This is a genomic window from Fructobacillus parabroussonetiae (genome assembly GCF_018437265.1).
Taxonomy (GTDB): domain Bacteria; phylum Bacillota; class Bacilli; order Lactobacillales; family Lactobacillaceae; genus Fructobacillus; species Fructobacillus parabroussonetiae.
The window spans coordinates 1-17,708 of record NZ_JAAMFL010000005.1 but is presented as its reverse complement, the minus strand read 5'-3'; the positions used below and the strand labels follow the sequence as shown (position 1 = coordinate 17,708).

General features: G+C 48.9%; 15 protein-coding genes. 4 read left to right on the top strand and 11 right to left on the bottom strand.

Features of this window, described 5'->3' with window-relative positions:
* Positions 1–56: 56 nt before the first annotated feature.
* From G6R30_RS02900 to G6R30_RS02890, 3 genes are all read left to right on the top strand, one after another.
* Entirely contained in the window at positions 57–485 is a 429-nt protein-coding gene (locus G6R30_RS02900) for an HIT family protein (RefSeq protein WP_213821289.1), read from the top strand.
* Complete coding sequence (locus G6R30_RS02895) at positions 485–700, top strand: hypothetical protein (protein WP_213821287.1); 216 nt, start codon at positions 485–487, stop codon at positions 698–700. Before G6R30_RS02900 ends, G6R30_RS02895 begins: the two co-directional genes overlap by 1 nt.
* A 62-nt stretch (positions 701–762) precedes the next feature.
* Positions 763–1,668: a peptidylprolyl isomerase gene (locus tag G6R30_RS02890; protein ID WP_213821285.1), complete on the top strand. Its 906-nt coding sequence runs from the start codon at positions 763–765 to the stop codon at positions 1,666–1,668.
* Positions 1,669–1,705: 37 nt separating this feature from the next.
* Here the strand turns inward: G6R30_RS02890 and G6R30_RS02885 are convergent, their stop codons facing one another.
* The 8 genes from G6R30_RS02885 to G6R30_RS02850 all read right to left on the bottom strand — a co-directional run bounded on the left by G6R30_RS02885 (position 1,706) and on the right by G6R30_RS02850 (position 11,114).
* Positions 1,706–4,072, bottom strand: coding sequence for an ATP-binding protein (locus G6R30_RS02885; RefSeq protein ID WP_213821283.1), 2,367 nt, complete (start codon positions 4,070–4,072; stop codon positions 1,706–1,708).
* Positions 4,062–5,240 carry a metallophosphoesterase family protein gene (locus G6R30_RS02880; protein WP_213821281.1) on the bottom strand — a complete coding sequence of 393 codons (1,179 nt, stop codon included), beginning with the start codon at positions 5,238–5,240 and terminating at the stop codon, positions 4,062–4,064. Before G6R30_RS02880 ends, G6R30_RS02885 begins: the two co-directional genes overlap by 11 nt.
* A 116-nt stretch (positions 5,241–5,356) precedes the next feature.
* Positions 5,357–5,644 carry a DUF7671 family protein gene (locus tag G6R30_RS02875; RefSeq protein WP_213821279.1) on the bottom strand — a complete coding sequence of 96 codons (288 nt, stop codon included), beginning with the start codon at positions 5,642–5,644 and terminating at the stop codon, positions 5,357–5,359.
* Entirely contained in the window at positions 5,631–8,165 is a 2,535-nt protein-coding gene (locus G6R30_RS02870) for a carbamoyl phosphate synthase preATP-grasp domain-containing protein (RefSeq protein ID WP_213821277.1), read from the bottom strand. Before G6R30_RS02870 ends, G6R30_RS02875 begins: the two co-directional genes overlap by 14 nt.
* Entirely contained in the window at positions 8,146–9,225 is a 1,080-nt protein-coding gene (locus G6R30_RS02865) for a carbamoyl phosphate synthase small subunit (protein WP_213821275.1), read from the bottom strand. Before G6R30_RS02865 ends, G6R30_RS02870 begins: the two co-directional genes overlap by 20 nt.
* A 41-nt stretch (positions 9,226–9,266) precedes the next feature.
* Entirely contained in the window at positions 9,267–9,794 is a 528-nt protein-coding gene (gene pyrR / locus G6R30_RS02860) for a bifunctional pyr operon transcriptional regulator/uracil phosphoribosyltransferase PyrR (protein WP_213821273.1), read from the bottom strand.
* Positions 9,795–9,817: 23 nt separating this feature from the next.
* Positions 9,818–10,738, bottom strand: coding sequence for an RluA family pseudouridine synthase (locus G6R30_RS02855; RefSeq protein ID WP_213821271.1), 921 nt, complete (start codon positions 10,736–10,738; stop codon positions 9,818–9,820).
* A complete protein-coding gene (locus G6R30_RS02850) occupies positions 10,710–11,114 on the bottom strand; it encodes an EbsA family protein (RefSeq protein ID WP_213821269.1) in 405 nt (134 codons plus the stop codon). Before G6R30_RS02850 ends, G6R30_RS02855 begins: the two co-directional genes overlap by 29 nt.
* Positions 11,115–11,206: 92 nt before the next feature.
* On the opposite strand from G6R30_RS02850, the gene G6R30_RS02845 reads away from it, so the two are divergent.
* Positions 11,207–11,593, top strand: a complete 387-nt coding sequence (locus tag G6R30_RS02845) for a reverse transcriptase-like protein (protein WP_213821267.1) — start codon at positions 11,207–11,209, stop codon at positions 11,591–11,593.
* A 38-nt stretch (positions 11,594–11,631) separates the two neighbouring features.
* Here the strand turns inward: G6R30_RS02845 and G6R30_RS02840 are convergent, their stop codons facing one another.
* The 3 genes from G6R30_RS02840 to G6R30_RS02830 all read right to left on the bottom strand — a co-directional run bounded on the left by G6R30_RS02840 (position 11,632) and on the right by G6R30_RS02830 (position 17,671).
* Positions 11,632–12,171, bottom strand: coding sequence for a GNAT family N-acetyltransferase (locus tag G6R30_RS02840; RefSeq protein WP_238476780.1), 540 nt, complete (start codon positions 12,169–12,171; stop codon positions 11,632–11,634).
* A 226-nt stretch (positions 12,172–12,397) separates the two neighbouring features.
* Positions 12,398–14,929, bottom strand: a complete 2,532-nt coding sequence (locus G6R30_RS02835; RefSeq protein ID WP_213821265.1) for a hypothetical protein — start codon at positions 14,927–14,929, stop codon at positions 12,398–12,400.
* A gap of 18 nt (positions 14,930–14,947) precedes the next feature.
* The gene (locus G6R30_RS02830) at positions 14,948–17,671 is read right to left on the bottom strand and encodes a DUF1542 domain-containing protein (protein WP_213821263.1); all 2,724 of its coding nucleotides are present in this window, start codon (positions 17,669–17,671) and stop codon (positions 14,948–14,950) included.
* Between the last annotated feature and the right edge of the window lie 37 nt (positions 17,672–17,708).

The following is a 17,708-nucleotide window of genomic DNA, read 5'->3' as shown; positions in this document are numbered from 1 at the left end:
GGCGTCGTCGACTTTGCTATAATATATAGTAGAAAAAACAAAAAGGAGTTCGGCATATGAGCGATATTTTTGACAAAATCATTGAAGGCGAAATCCCTTCCTACAAAGTCTATGAGGATGAAAATGTTTTGGCCTTCCTCGACATCTCGCAGGTCACACCAGGCCACACCCTCTTAGTGCCTAAAAAGCACGTCACCAACATCTTTGATTACGATGACGAAACGGCAGAAAAGGTTCTCCTCGTCCTACCAAAGTTAGCCCGCGCCATCCGGTCAACGAACCCAAAGATTACGGGGATGAACATTTCATCAAACAATGGTGTATCGGCCGGTCAAACCGTGATGCACTCTCACTGGCATTTGATTCCACGCTATGATGACGATAATTTGAATGAAACACTGGTCTTAACGATTGATCATTCAGATGACTATAACCAAGCCCGTTACGAAGAAATCGCAGCTGAAATTAAGAAAGCGTTGAACTAATGGCCTTTAACAAAATAAAATCAGGGGTTGCCCGTCTAAAAGAAATCAACGCCTTGCAAAAGCAGGCAAAGGAACAAAGCCAAGTACTACAGCGGGCGATTGACGAAAACCAAAAGGATTTGGAAGAAGTCAAACGGGATATCAAGCGCTACCAATTCAAGATGCAAGCCCCCCTCAACCGGATCCAAGAGACGCTTTCAACCATGAAAAAGTAAGCCAATCCCCCTTGCTATGATAGAATGGTAAGGATTATCAAGAATTGAAAAGGAAATTGCACATGCACCGCAAACTCATTTGGGGCATTATTGCCATCGTCTTCGTTTCCGGCTTAACCTACTTGGCCGTGAACGGATCAAAAACACTGGCGACCACCGATAACGGTAAGATCACACAGGCGGACTTTTACGACGAAGTCAAGCAGTCCTCTGCTGGTCGAACAGTCTTCGCGCAAATGGTCGTGAACAAAGTCTTGGACAAGAAATATGGAAAGCAAGTCACGGATTCTGCCGTTGACACGCAATACAAGACGTTGAAAGCCCAATACGGCGACGAAAAGTTCAAGGAATACCTATCACAAAACGGCATGTCGGTTAAACAATACAAGCAGTCCTTACGTGATAAGCAAGTCATGCAGGCTGCCGTGAAGGCCAACTACACGATTACGTCAGACCAACTGTCCCAGGCCTATGAAAACTACGTACCCGATACGACGATTTCATTAATCACGGCCAAAAGCGAAGACGATGCCCAAGCCGCGATTGACGAACTCGATTCCGGCAGCTCATGGGACGATGTCTACAACCAGTACTCACAGAGCAACTCTTCTGTCAGCGGTACTGGTCAAATGGCTCCCTTCGACTCAACGAACAGCTCCGTTGATTCCGAGATTCGCAAGGCTGCCTTCAACCAAGATGACGGCGCCTACTCAAGCACGCCGGTCAAGGGTTCAAACGGTACCTACTACGTTGTCCGGACGGACAAAATGGCCGACAAGCCTGCCCAGTCAAAGATTGAGCAGAAGCTAAAGGACAAGATTACAAACGACTTTATCAGCGATAGCAATAACCAAGACAAGATGAAGAAAATCATTGGTAAGCTGTTGAACAAAGCCAACGTGAACGTCAAAGATTCCGATTTGAAGACGGCACTTTCCGGCTACTACACAGCTGGTGTTTCAAAGTAAGCAAAAAGGCATTCATACGAATGCCTTTTTTTACTGCCTAAAAAAGAGTAATCTGATTTTCAGCCTGCAAACTTTGGTCAAAGGTCCAGTAAATGACCTGGTGTTCCGTTGCAATCTCTTGAATCAATGCCAGCGCAGCTAAACGTCTCCTTTCATCAAGGTGGACAAATGCATCATCAATGAAAAGTGGAAGAGGTTCTGCTTCTTGCAAGGTTGTTGCCAGGGCCAACCGAACAGCCAAATACAGGAGGTCTCGGCTACCGGAAGACAACTCAGCCGCTTGAAAAGCCGATACATCAGGCCCAGCAATCAAGAGCTGGCCTTTTTTTAGCTGAATTTCTTGGTAGCGTCCAGCCGTTAACTGCGCTAAATAGGCACTTGCCTGTGTCAGCACGCTTTGGCTCTGGTCGTTTTCCTTTCCTAAGAAGGTTCTTTTAACCACTTTCTCAGCTAATTGCTTGGCGAGGTAGCGGGTAAACTGCTCCTCTAATTCAGTGGTTTGGTTTGCTAGTTCCTGCTCGACAGCCACAAGGCCACCATCAGCCGCCAACTGTTCAAGACGACTTTGACAATTAGCAAGGGATTGGCGCAACGCCCCTTCTTTTACCCTTAGTTCTTGCAATTTTTGTGCTGTTTTTTCTTGTGCTTCAGCCAATTCCTTTTCCACGGCTGGCCCACTTACTTGGTAGCGTGCTTGCAGTTCGGCCAAGGTTCTTTGGCCAATTTGCTGACGGGCCAGTTGCTGCTGGTCCATGGCACGCGCACTTTCTTTACCTGCTTGTTGCGCCTGATAAAAGTCTGCTAAAGTCGTCAGCCCAAGCTTCGCCAATTCCTGGTGCAGCCGTTCCTGCTGCTCATCTTTTTGTTTGCTCAACTGACTTTGAAGGCGCAGGGCTTCACGCAATTGTAGGGCCAACTGCCTGTCTGATTCAGAAGCCGTTTCAGCCAAGAATTCTCGAATGAGCCGTCGTACTTCCTGCTTAGACAAGTCCTGCTTGTCTTCTGACAACAGTCCCGCTTCCTTTAAGTCGACGGTCAAATCCCGGGTCAGTTGCTGGCAATCTTGATTCAGATTGTCAAAGTCTTGTTGATCCTGCCAAGCTTTTTGCACTGCGGGCTGCGCCTTTAAAATCCCCGACTGATCCAGGGGATGGAAGCGGGCAAGGATTTGTTGCTTACCAGCCCCTCTTTGATAACCAAGGGCAGAAAAGCTCAATGCCAAAAAGAAGAAAAGAACAGGAAGCCAGACATTCAAAGAAAAGGAAACAAGACCGCCAAGCAAGAAAGCCGCAGCCAACCAATAAAAGCCCGTGTTCTTTTTTGTTAATAGCTCGCGCTCAGCTGGGCTAAGCGGCTTTGGTAGGCCTGCGGAAAAAGGCCGACTAACCGAAGCAATGGCGGACAGGAGTTCTTGACTTCTTTCTTGCTTTTCCTCTAAATCAGCAAAGCGCCTTTCAAGCGCGCGCCGTCTGCCATCAATTGCTGCTGGTGCTTTCATCGCCTGTTGAATCCGAGCCAAATCAGCTTGATTATTGGCCTGCTGATCCGCCAAGAAACGCCCTTCTTGATCGAGACGAACGATTCGCTCACTTGTCTCAGTGTCAACAATCCGTGCCTGCTGATTCACGTCGTCATGCGATAAACTTTCCAAAAACAGTGGCCAATTTGCCAGCAATTCTTTTTGCTCATCATATTTTTGGTCTGCTACTTGCTTGGCTTCTTCCAGTTTATGCAGCGAGTCTTGCAAGTTTTGCTGCGTGACTTGCAGCCCTTGGTATTCGTCATAGTTGGCCAATTCCGCCGTCTTTTTCTGCAGCAAAAGGTCGTAGCCTTGGTTGGCTAAATTCAGTGGCCGTTTCCCATTCTTCCCACTGGCAAAGTCTTGGTCGGCCAATCTTTTTTGATCGTTTGCCCAATTCAAGAAACGCTGTGCCTGTGGCTTCGTGTAGGCAAGCAAGACCTGATCAAAGTCACCCGCCGTCAAATTGGCAACCTGACTCAGTTCTGCCTCATCAAAGGAATAAATTTCTCGAAAATCCGCTTCTTCCAACGGCGCAAACAAGTCCTTTAAAAAGGCTTCGGGATTGGGCAGCGTTTGCCCATTCGATAAGGCGGTGACGGTCAGCGTGGACTGAGTCCGGCCCAAGCGTTCGACTTTGAAAGCGCCCTTTTGACAGGAGATGGTGACTGAGCCACCATAGCGTGCACCAGAGCGTGGCTCATAGCGTTGCTGATCGGCTTTTCGTCCCTTCGGAAAGCCAAAGAAAACACCCAGCAAAAAAGCCTTTAACGTACTTTTCCCAGACTCGTTTTGCCCGCTGATTAATTGAAAATCCGCCGGCGTTTCAAAGGAAACGTCCGACCATTTTCCAAAACCAGAAATCTGAATTGCCTCAATTTTCATTGTCCCCTCCTTCCAGTTCAAACAGCTGGTTCAGGGCGGTACGAACCGCGGCTTGTCCTTCTTCTTGACTAAAGTACTCGCGAACGGCTAGCGGCACCTCGTCTGACAACTGGGCGAGAAGATTTTCCGTTGTCACCGTTTCGTCAATTGCTCCTTCAAAACTGAGGCTGGCAAAGGCTGGGCGTGTGACCGTTTTTCCTTTATCAAAATCCACGTGAATTGGCCAAACCATCGAATTGGCTCCGAGGCTTTGCTGAATTCTTTCTAAGAGATCGCCGTTGACGGCAGCTGCTTGAATGTCTGAACCGACTGTTCCGCTCAGTTGGATGGACAAAAAGGTCAATTTTGGAAAAGTCTGCTCTTGCAAATACCGAACCAGTTCCAGGAGATGCGCTGGGCTTTCTACGACGGCTTGTTCAAAACGAACGACCGACAGGTCCAGAAAAGTCGAAACCAGTTGGCCAGATGACTCTTTGACGAGCAAAGCCCCCTTGGCCCCAACTTCCTTTCGGTTTAATCCTTGCAGATTTCCGGAATAAGCAATGGTTGGCCTTTCGTGAAGGAGCAGCCGTTGATGAATGTGTCCAAGGGCCCAATAGTCATAGCCCTTTTGCAACATTTGTTCAACTGAAAAGGCGGCGTAGCGGTCCCCAGACTTGCCTTGCATGCCGTGATACAAGCCGATTTCATAAGGCAGCTCAGGATCCCTACTAGGAAAGTCCGCCAGGCGATCACGATTCTCTTCACGATTGGCATAGGAAAAGCCAGTAAAGCCCACGAGTTGCCCATCTCGACTCTTTAAGCGAATCTCGCTGACTTCCGAACCAAATACATGAATGTTTTTAGGCCAGGTTTGGTGCCAGTCAGAAAGAGCCTGATAATCATGGTTTCCATAGGATAGCAGGACTTGAATCCCCGCTTTTTCGAGGGCCAAAAAGCCACGTAAAAGAGTGGCTTGGACTTTGGCTGATTGACCGGCACCATTGAGCAAATCACCTGGGAAAAGGACAAAGTCCACTTGGTTTGAAACCGCGCTTTGAATGAGTCGCTGAAAGCTTTCATAACCGGCATTTTGGATGGCTGTTTGGAATTTGTCGGGTAAGTTTTTCGCAATACCCGTGAAGGGATTGCCCAAATGAACGTCCCCGGCATGAATGAATGAGAGCATAAAGCCTCCTGTATTTTGCAAACAGATGTTCGTCTCTTTATTATACAAAAAGCACGACCGACAGTAAAAAGGACATAAAAAAAGTTCTCACATTTCAAAAACGAGAACTTTCATGATTATTTTTCTTTTTTATCTACTAAGGGAAGAAGATCTTTTGTAAAACGGCCCATCGGTTGATAGTCATGTCGATCCTTAAAAGCCAGCGGAGCGGTTTCGACGAGCAGTATCTTCTGGTTTTGCTCGGTCAAAAACACCTGGCCTGGGCCAATCAACTTCCCCTTTGTGTGCTTGCCGATACGCCAGGGATGCGTTTTTTCACCCGCCTCAACGAAGAGGTTCCCGGAGGCATCTTCTTTGAGCGGCTGACCGTACAAACGGCAAGTGGCATACTTATCCTTGGCCATCATCATCTCCTTGTAAACGTACGATTTTGGCGCCCATCTCAAAGCGCGTACTATCGATAGTCGCCTCTGGTTTCAGATGCAGGTCAAAGTCCGTTCGGTCCGATACCATGGCAAAGTCGGACCCTCGCAGGGCTGGCATATGCGCAACCAGTGCCTCCAAATCATCGTTTGTCAGCCCGCCCTGCTTCCAGGAACGAACCACTAGCCGAATCAAGGAGACTTGCAAAATTTTGGACAAAAAGGCGACCTGTCCATAAGGCATTGGTCGTAGCCAAGAATCAACGGCAAAGTCAGGCAGTGGAATCTGCTCTACCCAATCGGTCCGGTCTTCACGCCAAATCAATTGATAAACACCAGAGTATGGCAATTGAATCATCGACAGATCCGTATCGAAGACATCTTGGTCAATCAACCGGATTTCGCCCTGCTGGTGCTGTGTCAAAACCAGTGGGAAAGCTCGTTCGCCATCGTAAAAGAGATTGAGGGCGAATTCTGATTCACCAGGCTCCGGTCCAGCCGGCTGATGCTTTTCCTTTGGCAGGACAATCACCTGCTGCCCCAAGGCGACCAAGGCCTCAATCAACTTTCGACGATTGCCAGGAACAACGATCGCCTCGGGTTGCTCTTGATCAACAACCGCCATCACGTCGGAAACTTCGAGTGGCTCCAAGTACTGCTTATCCGAAAGGTGTGGCAGTAAGGAGGCATCGGAGGCATTGTTATTCATGATAACGGTCTTGTAGCCCAACTTACGCAACTCCGAAAGGACAACGGAAGTGGCATAGCCAGCCGCTAATCCATCCCCCATCCGAAAGGCGCCGGGGCCAATCACCAAGATCGTCTTATTCGAAACCGGCACCGACTCGTTCTCTTCTTCAAAAGTCGCAAAGAACTGGTGCGCGTTTTCAGGAAATTCCCCAGCCGAAGGCTCTAAGGCCTTATAGGTTGGTGTGACACCGGCTTGTTTTGCCAGTTCACGAATGGCTTGAAAGTCACTCTCCCAAAAGCGGGCCAGTAAGCCGTCTGAAAGGCCGGAGGCCTTGGCCTCTTTTAGCAAGTCCTGACTGGGTTGGCCAGCCGTGACTTTGCCTTCAATCGTCAAGATGCGCTTCAATTGGTAGAAGTAAAATTCATCAATCTTCGTTAACTCGGCTAATTCGTCGACTTCGTAACCACGACGCAAAGCCTCTAACAGCAGCAAGACACGGTTATCCTGAGGATGAATCAGCTGCTGAATTAACTCGTCATCATTGACGTGCTTCATGTACTTTGGCGAAAACGAACGGTTGTTAAAGTGAGCGGCCCGAATCGCCTTTTCCATGGCTTCCGTAAAAGTCCGGCCGAATCCTAAGGCGGATCCAACGGACTTTTGGATGGAGTTCAATTGCCGGTTAACGGTAACGCCGGCAGCCGCCATATCACCGAAGGAAAAGACCGGCAACTTAACAACGATGTGATCCATCACGGGTTCCATCATGGCCGTCTTTTCGTGGTAGGAAGGTGGCAGTTCAACGTCTTGAATTAGCCGTCCTGTCGCCAACTGTACGGCGACTAGCATGACCGGATAGCCCGTCAGCAAAGCCATCCGGTTGCTCAATTGGTCAAGGTATGGCGAGACTTTGATCAAATAGAGCTGATTGGTTTTTTCGTTCAGGGCCAATTGTACGTGGACCGGTCCCTGAATATCTAAGATGTTCGCCACTAAAAAGGCCTGATCACGCATCTCCTGAAGGACCTGGTCAGAAATGGTTAAGACGGGTGCGACCGACAGTGAGTCCGCCGTGTGGATGCCAATGGGATCCATATCCTCGGAAGCACCAATCTGTAAGCAGTTTCCGGCTGCATCACGCAAAACAAGCAGGGAAACCTCCTTCAGGCCGTTAATGGCTTTTGAGATCACCGCTTCCTTGGTTAAGGACTGTTCCAAGACCTCATCAACCACGCGTTCAAAGTCGTCAAGGCGCTTAACAATGCGGCGCGTTGTCCCCTGGGCTGGATTGTGGGCCCGCACTAAGAGTGGCAGTTCCAAATCGCGTAAGAGCTCATTGGCCTCTGCCTGGCTACGAACAATCGTCGCCTGCGGCATGGCCAAACCAGCCGTTTCCAGACGCTCAAAGAGGGCCGTCGAATGGTTTAGCAAAGAAACCGTCGAATCGGGCATTCCCAAGCCAACGGGTCGCGGCCCATCCTCTTCCCGCCATTCCGAAATAATCTGGTGCCAGAGACGTAAGCCTCGAACGCCAGCAAAGCCAGGAAAAACCGCATCGATCTGCTTTTCCTTGATAATCGCCTTGATGTTTTGCACCGTTAGTGTCGCCACAATGGTTTCGGCATCCGCTGACTCTAAGGCCAATGAGTATGGATTATCATCGACCAAAAAGAGGGCGTAGCCCTGCGACTTTAAAATCGGCAGCACCTGGTAGACGGCGGCATCGTTTTCTCCCTGGAGACCAAAGTCCGTTTCGCCAGAGCCAAGAAAAAGAATCCGCTTTAAATTTTCATCAGTTGTTCTTTTGTACATAGTCGATTACCGTTTCGAAAAAGTCCGCAAAAACGCGCTTCGCTTCTAGAGGGCCTGGTGCCCCATCCGGGAAAAACTGAACCGAGAAGGCTGGATAATCCCGGTGACGCAACCCTTGTATGGAATGGTCAACAAGGTCTCGGTGTGTCACGAAGAGCTTCTTCGTATCCAATTCCTCTGGGTCGACCACGTAGCCACGACCTTGTCGAGCGTAAAGAATTTCTTGCGAAATAATTTCTTGAATCGGATGGTTCATCCCGTGGTATTCAGCCGGCAGCACGGTCAAGGCCGAGTTATTGGCTAAAGCGAATAGTTCGTGCCCCAGCCCAATTCCGAGTAGTGGAACCTTGGATTGCAAAACACGAATCAGGGTCAACACGGATTCTGGCAAATCCTCAGGGTTACCTGGACCCGTTGAGAAAATAATGCCATCCGGATCCAGGGTCAACACCTCATCAACCGAAGTCGTGTAAGGCAGCACCGTCACGTTCGCATCGTAATCGCCCAAAACACGTAAAATCCCGTTCTTTAGCCCAAAGTCGATGACCACAATGTGAAAGCCACGTCCCGGGTTGGCATAGGCCTTGTTCGTCGCCGTATTCTGAACCTGCTTATTCGTCAAAACCGTTGCTTGTAATTGATCACGGGCATGGTCATCAACCACGTCGACAATGGTTGCCTTTTGAGAACCCGTTTCGCGCAAATGACGAATGAGCTTTCGCGTATCAACTTGATAAATGCCGGGCACGTTGTGCTGGCGTAAAAATCGGTCGAGGTTCATCCGCCGCTGACGGTTCGTGGAAACCTCCGCCAAATCGTGGACAATCATCCCCCGAATTTTGGGCTGAATGGACTCGTAAGCCTCCGCATGAATACCATCGGCGCCGACTACGGGCATCGCAAAAACAATCATCTGTCCGTCGTAAATCGGATTCGTGATGGTCTCCTGGTAGCCGGAGGTCGCTGTATCAAAAATGATTTCACCAAAGGTTGTGGCAGGTGCGCCAAATCCTTGGCCGGAAAAGACGGTGCCGTCCTCTAAAATCAAATGCCGTTCCATCAGGGTCCCCTCTATCAAACAAGGTCTGCGTCGTTCAAATCCTAGTGAACAATTTCAACTTGATCGACTTCGTCGATTTCTTTTACCTTCACTTGAATCTTTTCGTTTTGAGCCGTTGGAATGTTCTTACCAACAAAGTCAGCGCGAATTGGCAATTCGCGGTGTCCACGGTCAATCAAGACAGCCAGCGAAATCGTCTTTGGACGGCCAATCTGAATCAACGCATCCAAAGCAGCACGCGTCGTCCGACCAGTAAACAAGACATCGTCAACCAAGACAATGTTTTTATCAATAATGTTCACGCGGTCTTCTTCGTCCAAGCCAAGTTTGCTGTGCTGGTTCAAGCGGTCATCACGATAATCCGAAATATCAATGGCCATCACTGGAATCTGCACACCCTCCAATTGTTCCAAACGATCAGCGATTCGGTGGGCCAGGTACTCGCCACGCGTCTTCACGCCAACCAGAATCAAGTTTTGACCACCCTTGTTGTGTTCCAAAATTTCATAAGTAATCCGCGTCAGGGCACGTTGCATGGAGGCTTGATCTAAAACAATTTTATTAACCATGTTCTTTCCTTTCGAGTCCTTGCTTATTGCTTGCTTTCTGTTCTTAAGGCCTTTAACACCTTTTCAAAAGTCGCAGGAAGTGCCGAGTCAAAAGTCAGCGTTTCCTTTGTTTTCGGCTGTGTCAGCACGAGCGTTTTGGCATGTAGTAGCTGGCCCTTCAATGAGATACCGGCGACTTGTTGCTGGTGGCCATAGGTTGGATCACCCACGACCGGATGACCAATGTATTGCATGTGCACACGAATTTGGTGGGTCCGCCCCGTTTCCAAAGCCAAGCGTAAGAGTGTATAGCCATCAAAACGTTCCAACACTTTAAAATGGGTCACGGCATCGCGCCCACCCGGAACAATGGCCTGCTTTTTTCGATCCTTGGGATGGCGACCAATTGGTGCATCAACCGTCCCCTCGTCTTCTGAAAAGCTCCCCTTTACCAAAGCGTAATAATAGCGCTCCGTCTTATGCGCCTTCAGTTCATCGGCAAGGGCGTGGTGGGCCTGGTCGTTTTTAGCAACCATTAAAAGCCCCGAGGTATCCCGGTCAATCCGGTGAACAATGCCAGGGCGAAACTCCCCGTTAATCGTCGACAGCGGTGCATGGTGCAAGAGCGCGTTCACTAACGTCCCCGAAGTATGTCCTGCCGCGGGGTGAACAACCATCCCCTGTGGCTTGTTGACGATGAGTAAATCATCGTCTTCGTAGACGATGTCTAGGGGAATGTCTTCTGGCTCAATGCTTGTCTCTTTCGTTTCAGGCACCGTGATGCTGACTTGATCAGCGACTTTGGCCTTGTAGGAGCTTTTAACAGGCTGGCCATTAACGAGCACTTGCCCCTCTTTAATCCAAGCGGCCAAAGTCGACCGGGACTGTTCCAGTCCGGCCGCCGCCAAGGCGGCATCGAGGCGCTTGCCACCTTCTTTAATTGTGATTTGAATGGTTTTCGCCATTGAATTGTTCCTTTAACTGTCGGATTGCCTTTTTCGTTAGGCAAAGGCGGACGTCCTGCTGATTGGCAACTTGAATTGTGAGACTGTGCTTATCAAAGCGCAGGTTTTGCCCATTCTTGTCAATTGACAGAACCTTGACTTTGCCTAAACGCAATTGGTGTAAGGTGATTTGATTGTCATCAATGACAGCATAACGGGTCAAAAACAAGGTGATTAACCAAGCCAAAGCGACAAGGCTGTAGCCTAGCCAATAACCATCAACACTATAAAACAGCTCCGAGGCCCAAATGGGGCTGACGAGCAGGAAACAGAGTGAGAGTAACAAGGCGATTTTTGACCAATCCGAAACCGGTTGATAATAAACTTTGGTTTTCATGACAATCGTCCTTTCAGCAGAATTAACTTCTCTTATTTTACCATTTTCCACCCAGTTCTGTTATGGTTAGACTGTTAAATCAAGGAGAAGCCATGATTCAAATTCAAACGGACGCCGCCTTTCGTCAAGAGACAAAGGAAACATCGGCCGGCATCGTCTTTGTAAAAGATGGCCAGCAACAACCCATTAAAGGACAGCTCCCAAACTGCCAGGATAATCATGAAGCGGAATTCAAGGCTTTGATCTGGGGCCTTCAGCAGGTTCAAGGTCAATTGGAAAAGGGCCAACTGATCGAGATCCAATCCGATTCGAAACTGCTCATTGCTTCCCTTCAGAAACGCTACGCCAAGCACTATCAAGAAGCAGTCGACGCAATTTTCTCGCTTCTGCCAAACCCCGAGCTGACTTTTTTCGTCTGGGTCAAAGACGGCGACAACAAGGGGCCCCACCAGCTCGCCTGGCAGGTTTTAAATCACTAAAGAAAAAGCTCTTTTGGAATCATCCAAAAGAGCTTTTATTAATCTTCATCTTCAATGAGCAATTGATAAGCCCAACGAGCCGTTGAAATATGTGGTGCTTCTTGCATATGCACCGTACCACGTTGTTCAAAGCCGTTGTTGGCAATGACTTTTTGCATTGGCAGATTGCCTGGGTGCGTATCGATTCGGAAATCACGAGCACCCTGAGCGTAAAAGTATGAAATCAAAGCCGTGATAAAACGGGGCGTCAATCGTTGGCCACGGAACTTATCAGACATCGCCACACGATGCAAAGAAGCGTAGTCATGTCCTTCCTTCAGCCAAGTTCCATCTTCAAGTGCTGTATAAAGCGGATCTTCGCCCTCAAAAGCGGCGGCATAGCCGGCCACTTGATCACCAACCATCAAAACAAAGGCTTGGTGCTTATCCAAGTCCTGTTGAATCGTATTGGCATTTGGATAGTCTCCCTGCCACTGGTCGAGGCCTTGTTCCTTCAAGAAACCCTTGGCCGTTTGTAAAATTTCGACAATTTCATCAATGTCGCGAGCCTTGGCCCGCCGCATGTATACTGCTGGCATATTATTTCGTTGCGCACCGACTGTTGCACAGTGCGCGGCTCCTTTCCTCTCATTCATCAAAAGGCAATTATAGCACTTGAAATCAGAATGTACCACCGTTATTAAACAGAACTTTTCATCATGTATCGATACGTCTGTCTGCGCCCTAAAAGGACATCAAAAAAGAACCTAGACCGTTTTCACGGAATAGGTTCTAAAACAACACTTTCCAATGCTTGTTTTCTTTTTACTTCTTTGGTCGTCTTGTTTTCACAAAGGCTAATGAAGAAAGCAAAGTCATACCAAGAATGGTCAACGAACTCGTCTTCACGGTTTCCATCACTTGAGCCGTTGCAGGTTCAACCTGTTCGTCTGCCTTCTTTCCACTTGATTCCTTATGCGCAGCCGCAGGATCGGCCTCAACTGATCCACTCACCTGTTCATGATTGGAAACGGTCTTTGTCGTTGCATCAGATTCAGGCTGACCTTCGGCAACAAATGATGGATTGGCGTTGTCTGAATCCATTGTGTGGACAGGAACGGCATCCGCTTTACCATTCTTTGTTGCATCAGCCTGCTTTCCACCTGACGAATCGCTTGCTGCCGCTGCTGGCGTTTCGTCATTCGGATCGTCCGCTAGCGCATCGGGGGCATCGTCATCACGATCATCAAGACCTGCATCATCCATTTCATCATCGGCTTGACTAGCCGGCTGGTCGGCCGATTGACCGGCTGCTGACTGTGTTCTTGGATCCTTCACAGTTAAAAGCATCGCTAGGACAATGTTCTTGGTACGAGTCAGCTCGCCCAACGTCTTTGCCATTTCAATGGTTGGCTCATAAGTTGCGAGCAGTTGTTCCAGCTTGTTTTGTTGTTCGACCAAGCTTTCTGGATCAACCTGTTCAACGCCAGCCATTTCACTTGCCCGACTCTTGGCGGCTTCTTCTAGCTCCTTTTTAGCTGCCTGCCCGTCTTCTGCCGTGACTGGTCGATAATCACGATCCAAAACAGGGTTTTCCACATGGTGAATCTTATCCTGTCCCTCTGCCAAAGTCGTTTCGAGACTCGTAATCGTTTGTGCTTCAGACAATTTCTTTTGGTAATCCGTCAACAAACGATCAACCGCAGCCTTTTGACTAAGCACCGATTCTGCCTTCGCCCCAACAAGGTCATCAAAGTTCTTCTTTTTCTCACCTGCAGTGGCATCCAATCGCGCCTGCGCCTCTTGACGATCCTCGTCACTTGGCGCCTGGTAGGCACGCAACAAGTCTGGTTCGGCCACGGCTTTGATTTCTTCTTGACCAACGGCCACAGCGGGCAACAATTCGCGCTGCAGATTCAACGAACCGATACTTGTTGTCGCGTGCTGCAGGGCTGTGTTCACCTGCTGCTTTTGCTGGTTCAAGGACTTCGGTGCAACACCGTCCATCGTTTCAAAGCCCAGCTTCTTTTGAGCAGCCAAGTTTGTTAAGCCCTGCACTGCCAATCGCTTGGCGTGTGCGGTTAATGCCTGGTAATCCTTCAATAGGTCGGGCTTTTCAACCCCGTTAATTGCGGATAACCCATCACTTAACGCCCTTTGGAGCTCTTGTTTCGTCGCCGCTTCCGTCAACTTATCCAGTGCATCATCCAAAGTCGAGACAAGAATTTGCTTAACTAAAGTCAGTTCAACTGGATCGACATGAACAATCTTTTCAAAAGCCGCTTGTCGATCATCCGATGCCTTTTGAAGCGTTGCCACCGCCTGTTGACGTTCCTGAGCAGTCGGTGTCAGATCCTCCGGCAAAACAGCAGGCAACGGCACAGCACGAACGGCTTTAATTGCCGCTTGGAATGCGCGACTCAGTTCCTGCCTTGTCGTCATCTGATCGAATGCAGCGCTACGTTCTGAAACCAGGGCATCAACGGCCGCCTTTTGTTTAGCCAAACTATCAGGCTGAACACGTTGGACACGGTCAAAAGCCAACTTTCGCTTCTCACCTTCGCGATAGAGCGAAGACTTGGTTTGACGCAAGTCTTCATCAGTCGGTGCACGGAAAGCAAGCTTTAATGTTGGATCTGCGACTTGTTCAATGGCCTTAGCAGTTTCGGAATAAATAGCGGTTAAATCAGCGCCATTGCTTGCCTGATCAAGTTGCTTCAACCCCTGCGTCAAGGCCTTTTGCACAAGTCCCTTTTGCTGATTCAAACTACGAACCATCACGTTTTCCATTTGATCAAAGCGGTCGGTTTTTTGCTTTGCCTGATCCTGTAAGAGTTGCTGATAAATTGCCTTTTGAACTGGACTAGCTGGTGCATGGTCCGCATCCAAAGTCGGATCGGTCACTTGACTAATTTGATCAACGGCTGTTGAAAGAACCCGGTCGAGCTCTCCCTTGGTTACTGACTGGTCAATTCCCTGACGAGCCTGATCCACAATTTGCTTCACTTCTGCTTCGGCTAACTTTAAGGCATTTCCATCAACAAAGGCAATCTTTTCAAATTGCTCGTTCTTTGCTTGGGCTGCCTGTTCGATAACGGCAAATGCTTCCTGTCGATCAGCCAAACTGGCTGGTCGGAACGCTCGCTGAATCATCGGTGCCTTCACTGCGTTAATGCCAGCGATCCCTTGGCTCACGGCCAGATCGACAGCACCCCGCGTATTCGCGTCTTGAATGGCCGTAACACTTGTGTTTTCAGCTTTTGAAAGCCATTCCTTTGCTTGATTCAGGCTGGCTTCATCAACATGCTCAATCGCCGAGAAGTCTTTCAAACGTTGATCCACCGCTTGGTAAACCAAGGCAATGGCTCGATTCTTTTAGGCCTGATCAGCCTTTTGGTAAGCTGATTCAAGGCTCGGTGAACTAATTTGATTTAGCTTATTCAGAGAAAGTTGTAAGGCCTTTTCGACTTCACCCTTTGTCTGGGCTTGATCAATGGCGTTTTGTCCCTTAACAAGTGCTTGGTCAACAAGTCCCTGTTGATTTTGTAAACTAGTCGGATCGACGTGTTCAATCGCAGCAAAGACTTGTTTCCTTGTTTCTGCCTGTTGGGCTAACTTCTGCTTGGCCTTTTGTCGATCCTGGTCATTTGCCGCCTGCTTTTCTTCCTGTAAATCTGGCGTTGCGACATCATCAACAGCAGCTAAGGCGTCATGGAAGGCCTTCGCCATTTCACCACGGTTTGTCGCCGCATCAATGGCTTTCTTACCCTTTTCAACGGCCTTATCAAGCGCATCGAATTGACGCTTTTTCGATTGCGGATCAAGGTCATCAATACTGTCAAAGGCCTTTTTCTTGGCTTCAGCTGCTTGGTCAAGGGCTTCTTTAGCCGTCGCGACCGAATCTGGTGCAACTGGCTGGTAAGCAGGGCTGACCTCTGGTGCTGCCACCGCCGCAAGGTTCTTTAAAGCATCATCCGTTGCTTGCTTTAATTCACTTTGAATCGTCGCGGCATCGATCGCACGGTTCGCAGCCTCGGCCGCCTTATCGAGCAATGCCTCTTGGGCTTCTAAACTATCTGAGTCGACATGGTCGATGCCAGCAAAGTCCTTTGTCTTATGATCATGTGCACGGTTAACTAATTCATGTGCCTTCTGACGATCACGATCCGTCACGGCTTGGTAATCCACTTCGACCCCTGGCTCGTCGATGGCATCAATGGCAACTAAGCCTTCTTGAACGGCCTGCTTAACCTGACCGCGCGTTGTCGCCGTTTCGACCGCCTGAACTTGGTCGGCCAACGTGTTGGTTAACTTAGTCAACTGCTGCGTCAACTCTTCTTGGTTCACATGGGCGATCCCCTTAAAATGTTCCTCTTGCGCTTTGGCCTCGGCCGAAAGCGCCTTTTTAGCAAGGTCTTTCATGAGGGTTGACGCTGGTTGATAGTCAGCTTCAAGCGTTGGACGGGCGACTTTTGCAATGACAGATAGGATGTTTTGAATCACTTGATCAACTTCACCATTTTCTTGCGCTTTTTCAATGGCCGACTGGCCTTCAGCAAGTAATGTATTCAAGAAATTCTCTTGCTTGTTCAAGCTCGCCTGATCAACGTGCTCGATTGTTTCAAAAGTCTTTTTCTTGGCGTCAATTGCCTGACGTAAGGTATCGATGGCAGACTGCTTCTTCGCCTCATTTGCTGACTGATAAGCGTTTTCAACCGTTGGGTTAGCAACATCATGAATGGCATCACGACCATCGTTTAAAATGCTTTGAACATCCTTTTGTAGCGTAGCTTCAGCCAATTTTGACAACAAATCAGCGAGCAATTGATCGAGGACCCGCCGCTGATCCGCTAATGATTGCTGGTCAACGTGGTCAATTGTCGCCATCGCATCCTGCTTTTCTCGACTAGCCGTTTCGAGCGCAATACGGGCGTTGTCACGGTCTTCATCACTGGCAGGACGGTAGCCTTTTTCAAGCTTTGGCGCTGCGACGGACTGAATGGCATCCAACGCTTCTTGCAAGGCCTTGGCCAAATCTTCCTTCGTGACCGCCTGACCTAGCCCAGCTAAGGTCTTTTTCAACAGGCTGTCCAAAGCCTTTTCTTGGTGTTCCAGGGATTGTTCGTCAACATGGTCAATCTTTGCAAAGTCATCCTGCTTTTCCGAAATCACATGTCGAACCTTGTCGTCTGCACGCTGATGGTCCGCAGCGCTTGCCTCCTGCTTTGCTTCAATGACGGCGGGTTCCGGTACTTGATTAATTTTCTTCAAACCATCACGGAAGGACTTTTCAAGATCAGCGGCAGTCTTTGCCTCCAAAATGACCTTCAAAGCGTCCTCCAAGGCCTTATCCAAGTCCTTATCGGACTGGTCTAAGCCATTCGGATCAACGCCGTCGATCCCCGCAAAGGCCTTCTTCTTATCAGGTACCGCATCAGCCAAACTCTTTTTAGCGGCTTCTTGATCAGCCACTGCTGGCCGGCGGTAGGCCGCCTCTTTAACGGGATCAGCTAGGCTATCAACGGCGGCAAGTCCCTTGGTTAAGATATCGCGAAGCGCTGCCATATTATTGGATTGATCAATACGCTCGTTCGTTTCATTCACGATGGCGACTAATAGTGCTTGTTGATCAGCTAATGATTGCGAATCGACGTGAGGAACCTTTGCCATCGAAACGGCTTTCGTTTTCGAGGAAGCATTAATGGCATCGTAGGCGTTTTGACGAGAAATGGCGTTCACTTCTTGGTAAGCCAAGGCTAATTCCGGCTTAGCCACTGTATCAAGCATGGCGAGTCCGTGCTTCAATGCCGTTTGTAATTCGCCCTTTGTTTGAGCCCCATCGATTTCGCGATTTGCTTCATCAGCCAAGGCTTGTAAAGTCGTCAACTGCTGGGACAATGAATCAGCATCCACGTGTTCAATAGCAGAAAAGTCCTTTTCCTTTGTCGAACGTGCTTGTTCGATCGCCTGCTTGGCCTGTGTTCGTTCAAGAACGGTTGCCGCTTCGTAGTCTGCCTGGCGACTCGGTTCAGCCACGTTTTGAATAATGGTCAGTCCCTTCGTCTTGGCTTTCTGCTCGTATGTCAATAAGTTAGACACTTTTTTTACATCACTAGGTTCGATTCATAGGTATGAA

What these genes read in the sequence shown, in the direction of transcription:
- G6R30_RS02865 (WP_213821275.1), bottom strand. Translation starts at nt 9,225, where the DNA reads ATGGAACGGCATTTGATTTTAGAGGACGGCACCGTCTTTTCCGGCCAA.
- G6R30_RS02870 (WP_213821277.1), bottom strand. Translation starts at nt 8,165, where the DNA reads ATGTACAAAAGAACAACTGATGAAAATTTAAAGCGGATTCTTTTTCTT.
- G6R30_RS02900 (WP_213821289.1), top strand. Translation starts at nt 57, where the DNA reads ATGAGCGATATTTTTGACAAAATCATTGAAGGCGAAATCCCTTCCTAC.
- G6R30_RS02840 (WP_238476780.1), bottom strand. Translation starts at nt 12,171, where the DNA reads ATGCCAGCAGTATACATGCGGCGGGCCAAGGCTCGCGACATTGATGAA.
- G6R30_RS02845 (WP_213821267.1), top strand. Translation starts at nt 11,207, where the DNA reads ATGATTCAAATTCAAACGGACGCCGCCTTTCGTCAAGAGACAAAGGAA.
- pyrR (WP_213821273.1), bottom strand. Translation starts at nt 9,794, where the DNA reads ATGGTTAATAAAATTGTTTTAGATCAAGCCTCCATGCAACGTGCCCTG.
- G6R30_RS02895 (WP_213821287.1), top strand. Translation starts at nt 485, where the DNA reads ATGGCCTTTAACAAAATAAAATCAGGGGTTGCCCGTCTAAAAGAAATC.
- G6R30_RS02875 (WP_213821279.1), bottom strand. Translation starts at nt 5,644, where the DNA reads ATGGCCAAGGATAAGTATGCCACTTGCCGTTTGTACGGTCAGCCGCTC.
- G6R30_RS02850 (WP_213821269.1), bottom strand. Translation starts at nt 11,114, where the DNA reads ATGAAAACCAAAGTTTATTATCAACCGGTTTCGGATTGGTCAAAAATC.
- G6R30_RS02885 (WP_213821283.1), bottom strand. Translation starts at nt 4,072, where the DNA reads ATGAAAATTGAGGCAATTCAGATTTCTGGTTTTGGAAAATGGTCGGAC.
- G6R30_RS02855 (WP_213821271.1), bottom strand. Translation starts at nt 10,738, where the DNA reads ATGGCGAAAACCATTCAAATCACAATTAAAGAAGGTGGCAAGCGCCTC.
- G6R30_RS02880 (WP_213821281.1), bottom strand. Translation starts at nt 5,240, where the DNA reads ATGCTCTCATTCATTCATGCCGGGGACGTTCATTTGGGCAATCCCTTC.
- G6R30_RS02890 (WP_213821285.1), top strand. Translation starts at nt 763, where the DNA reads ATGCACCGCAAACTCATTTGGGGCATTATTGCCATCGTCTTCGTTTCC.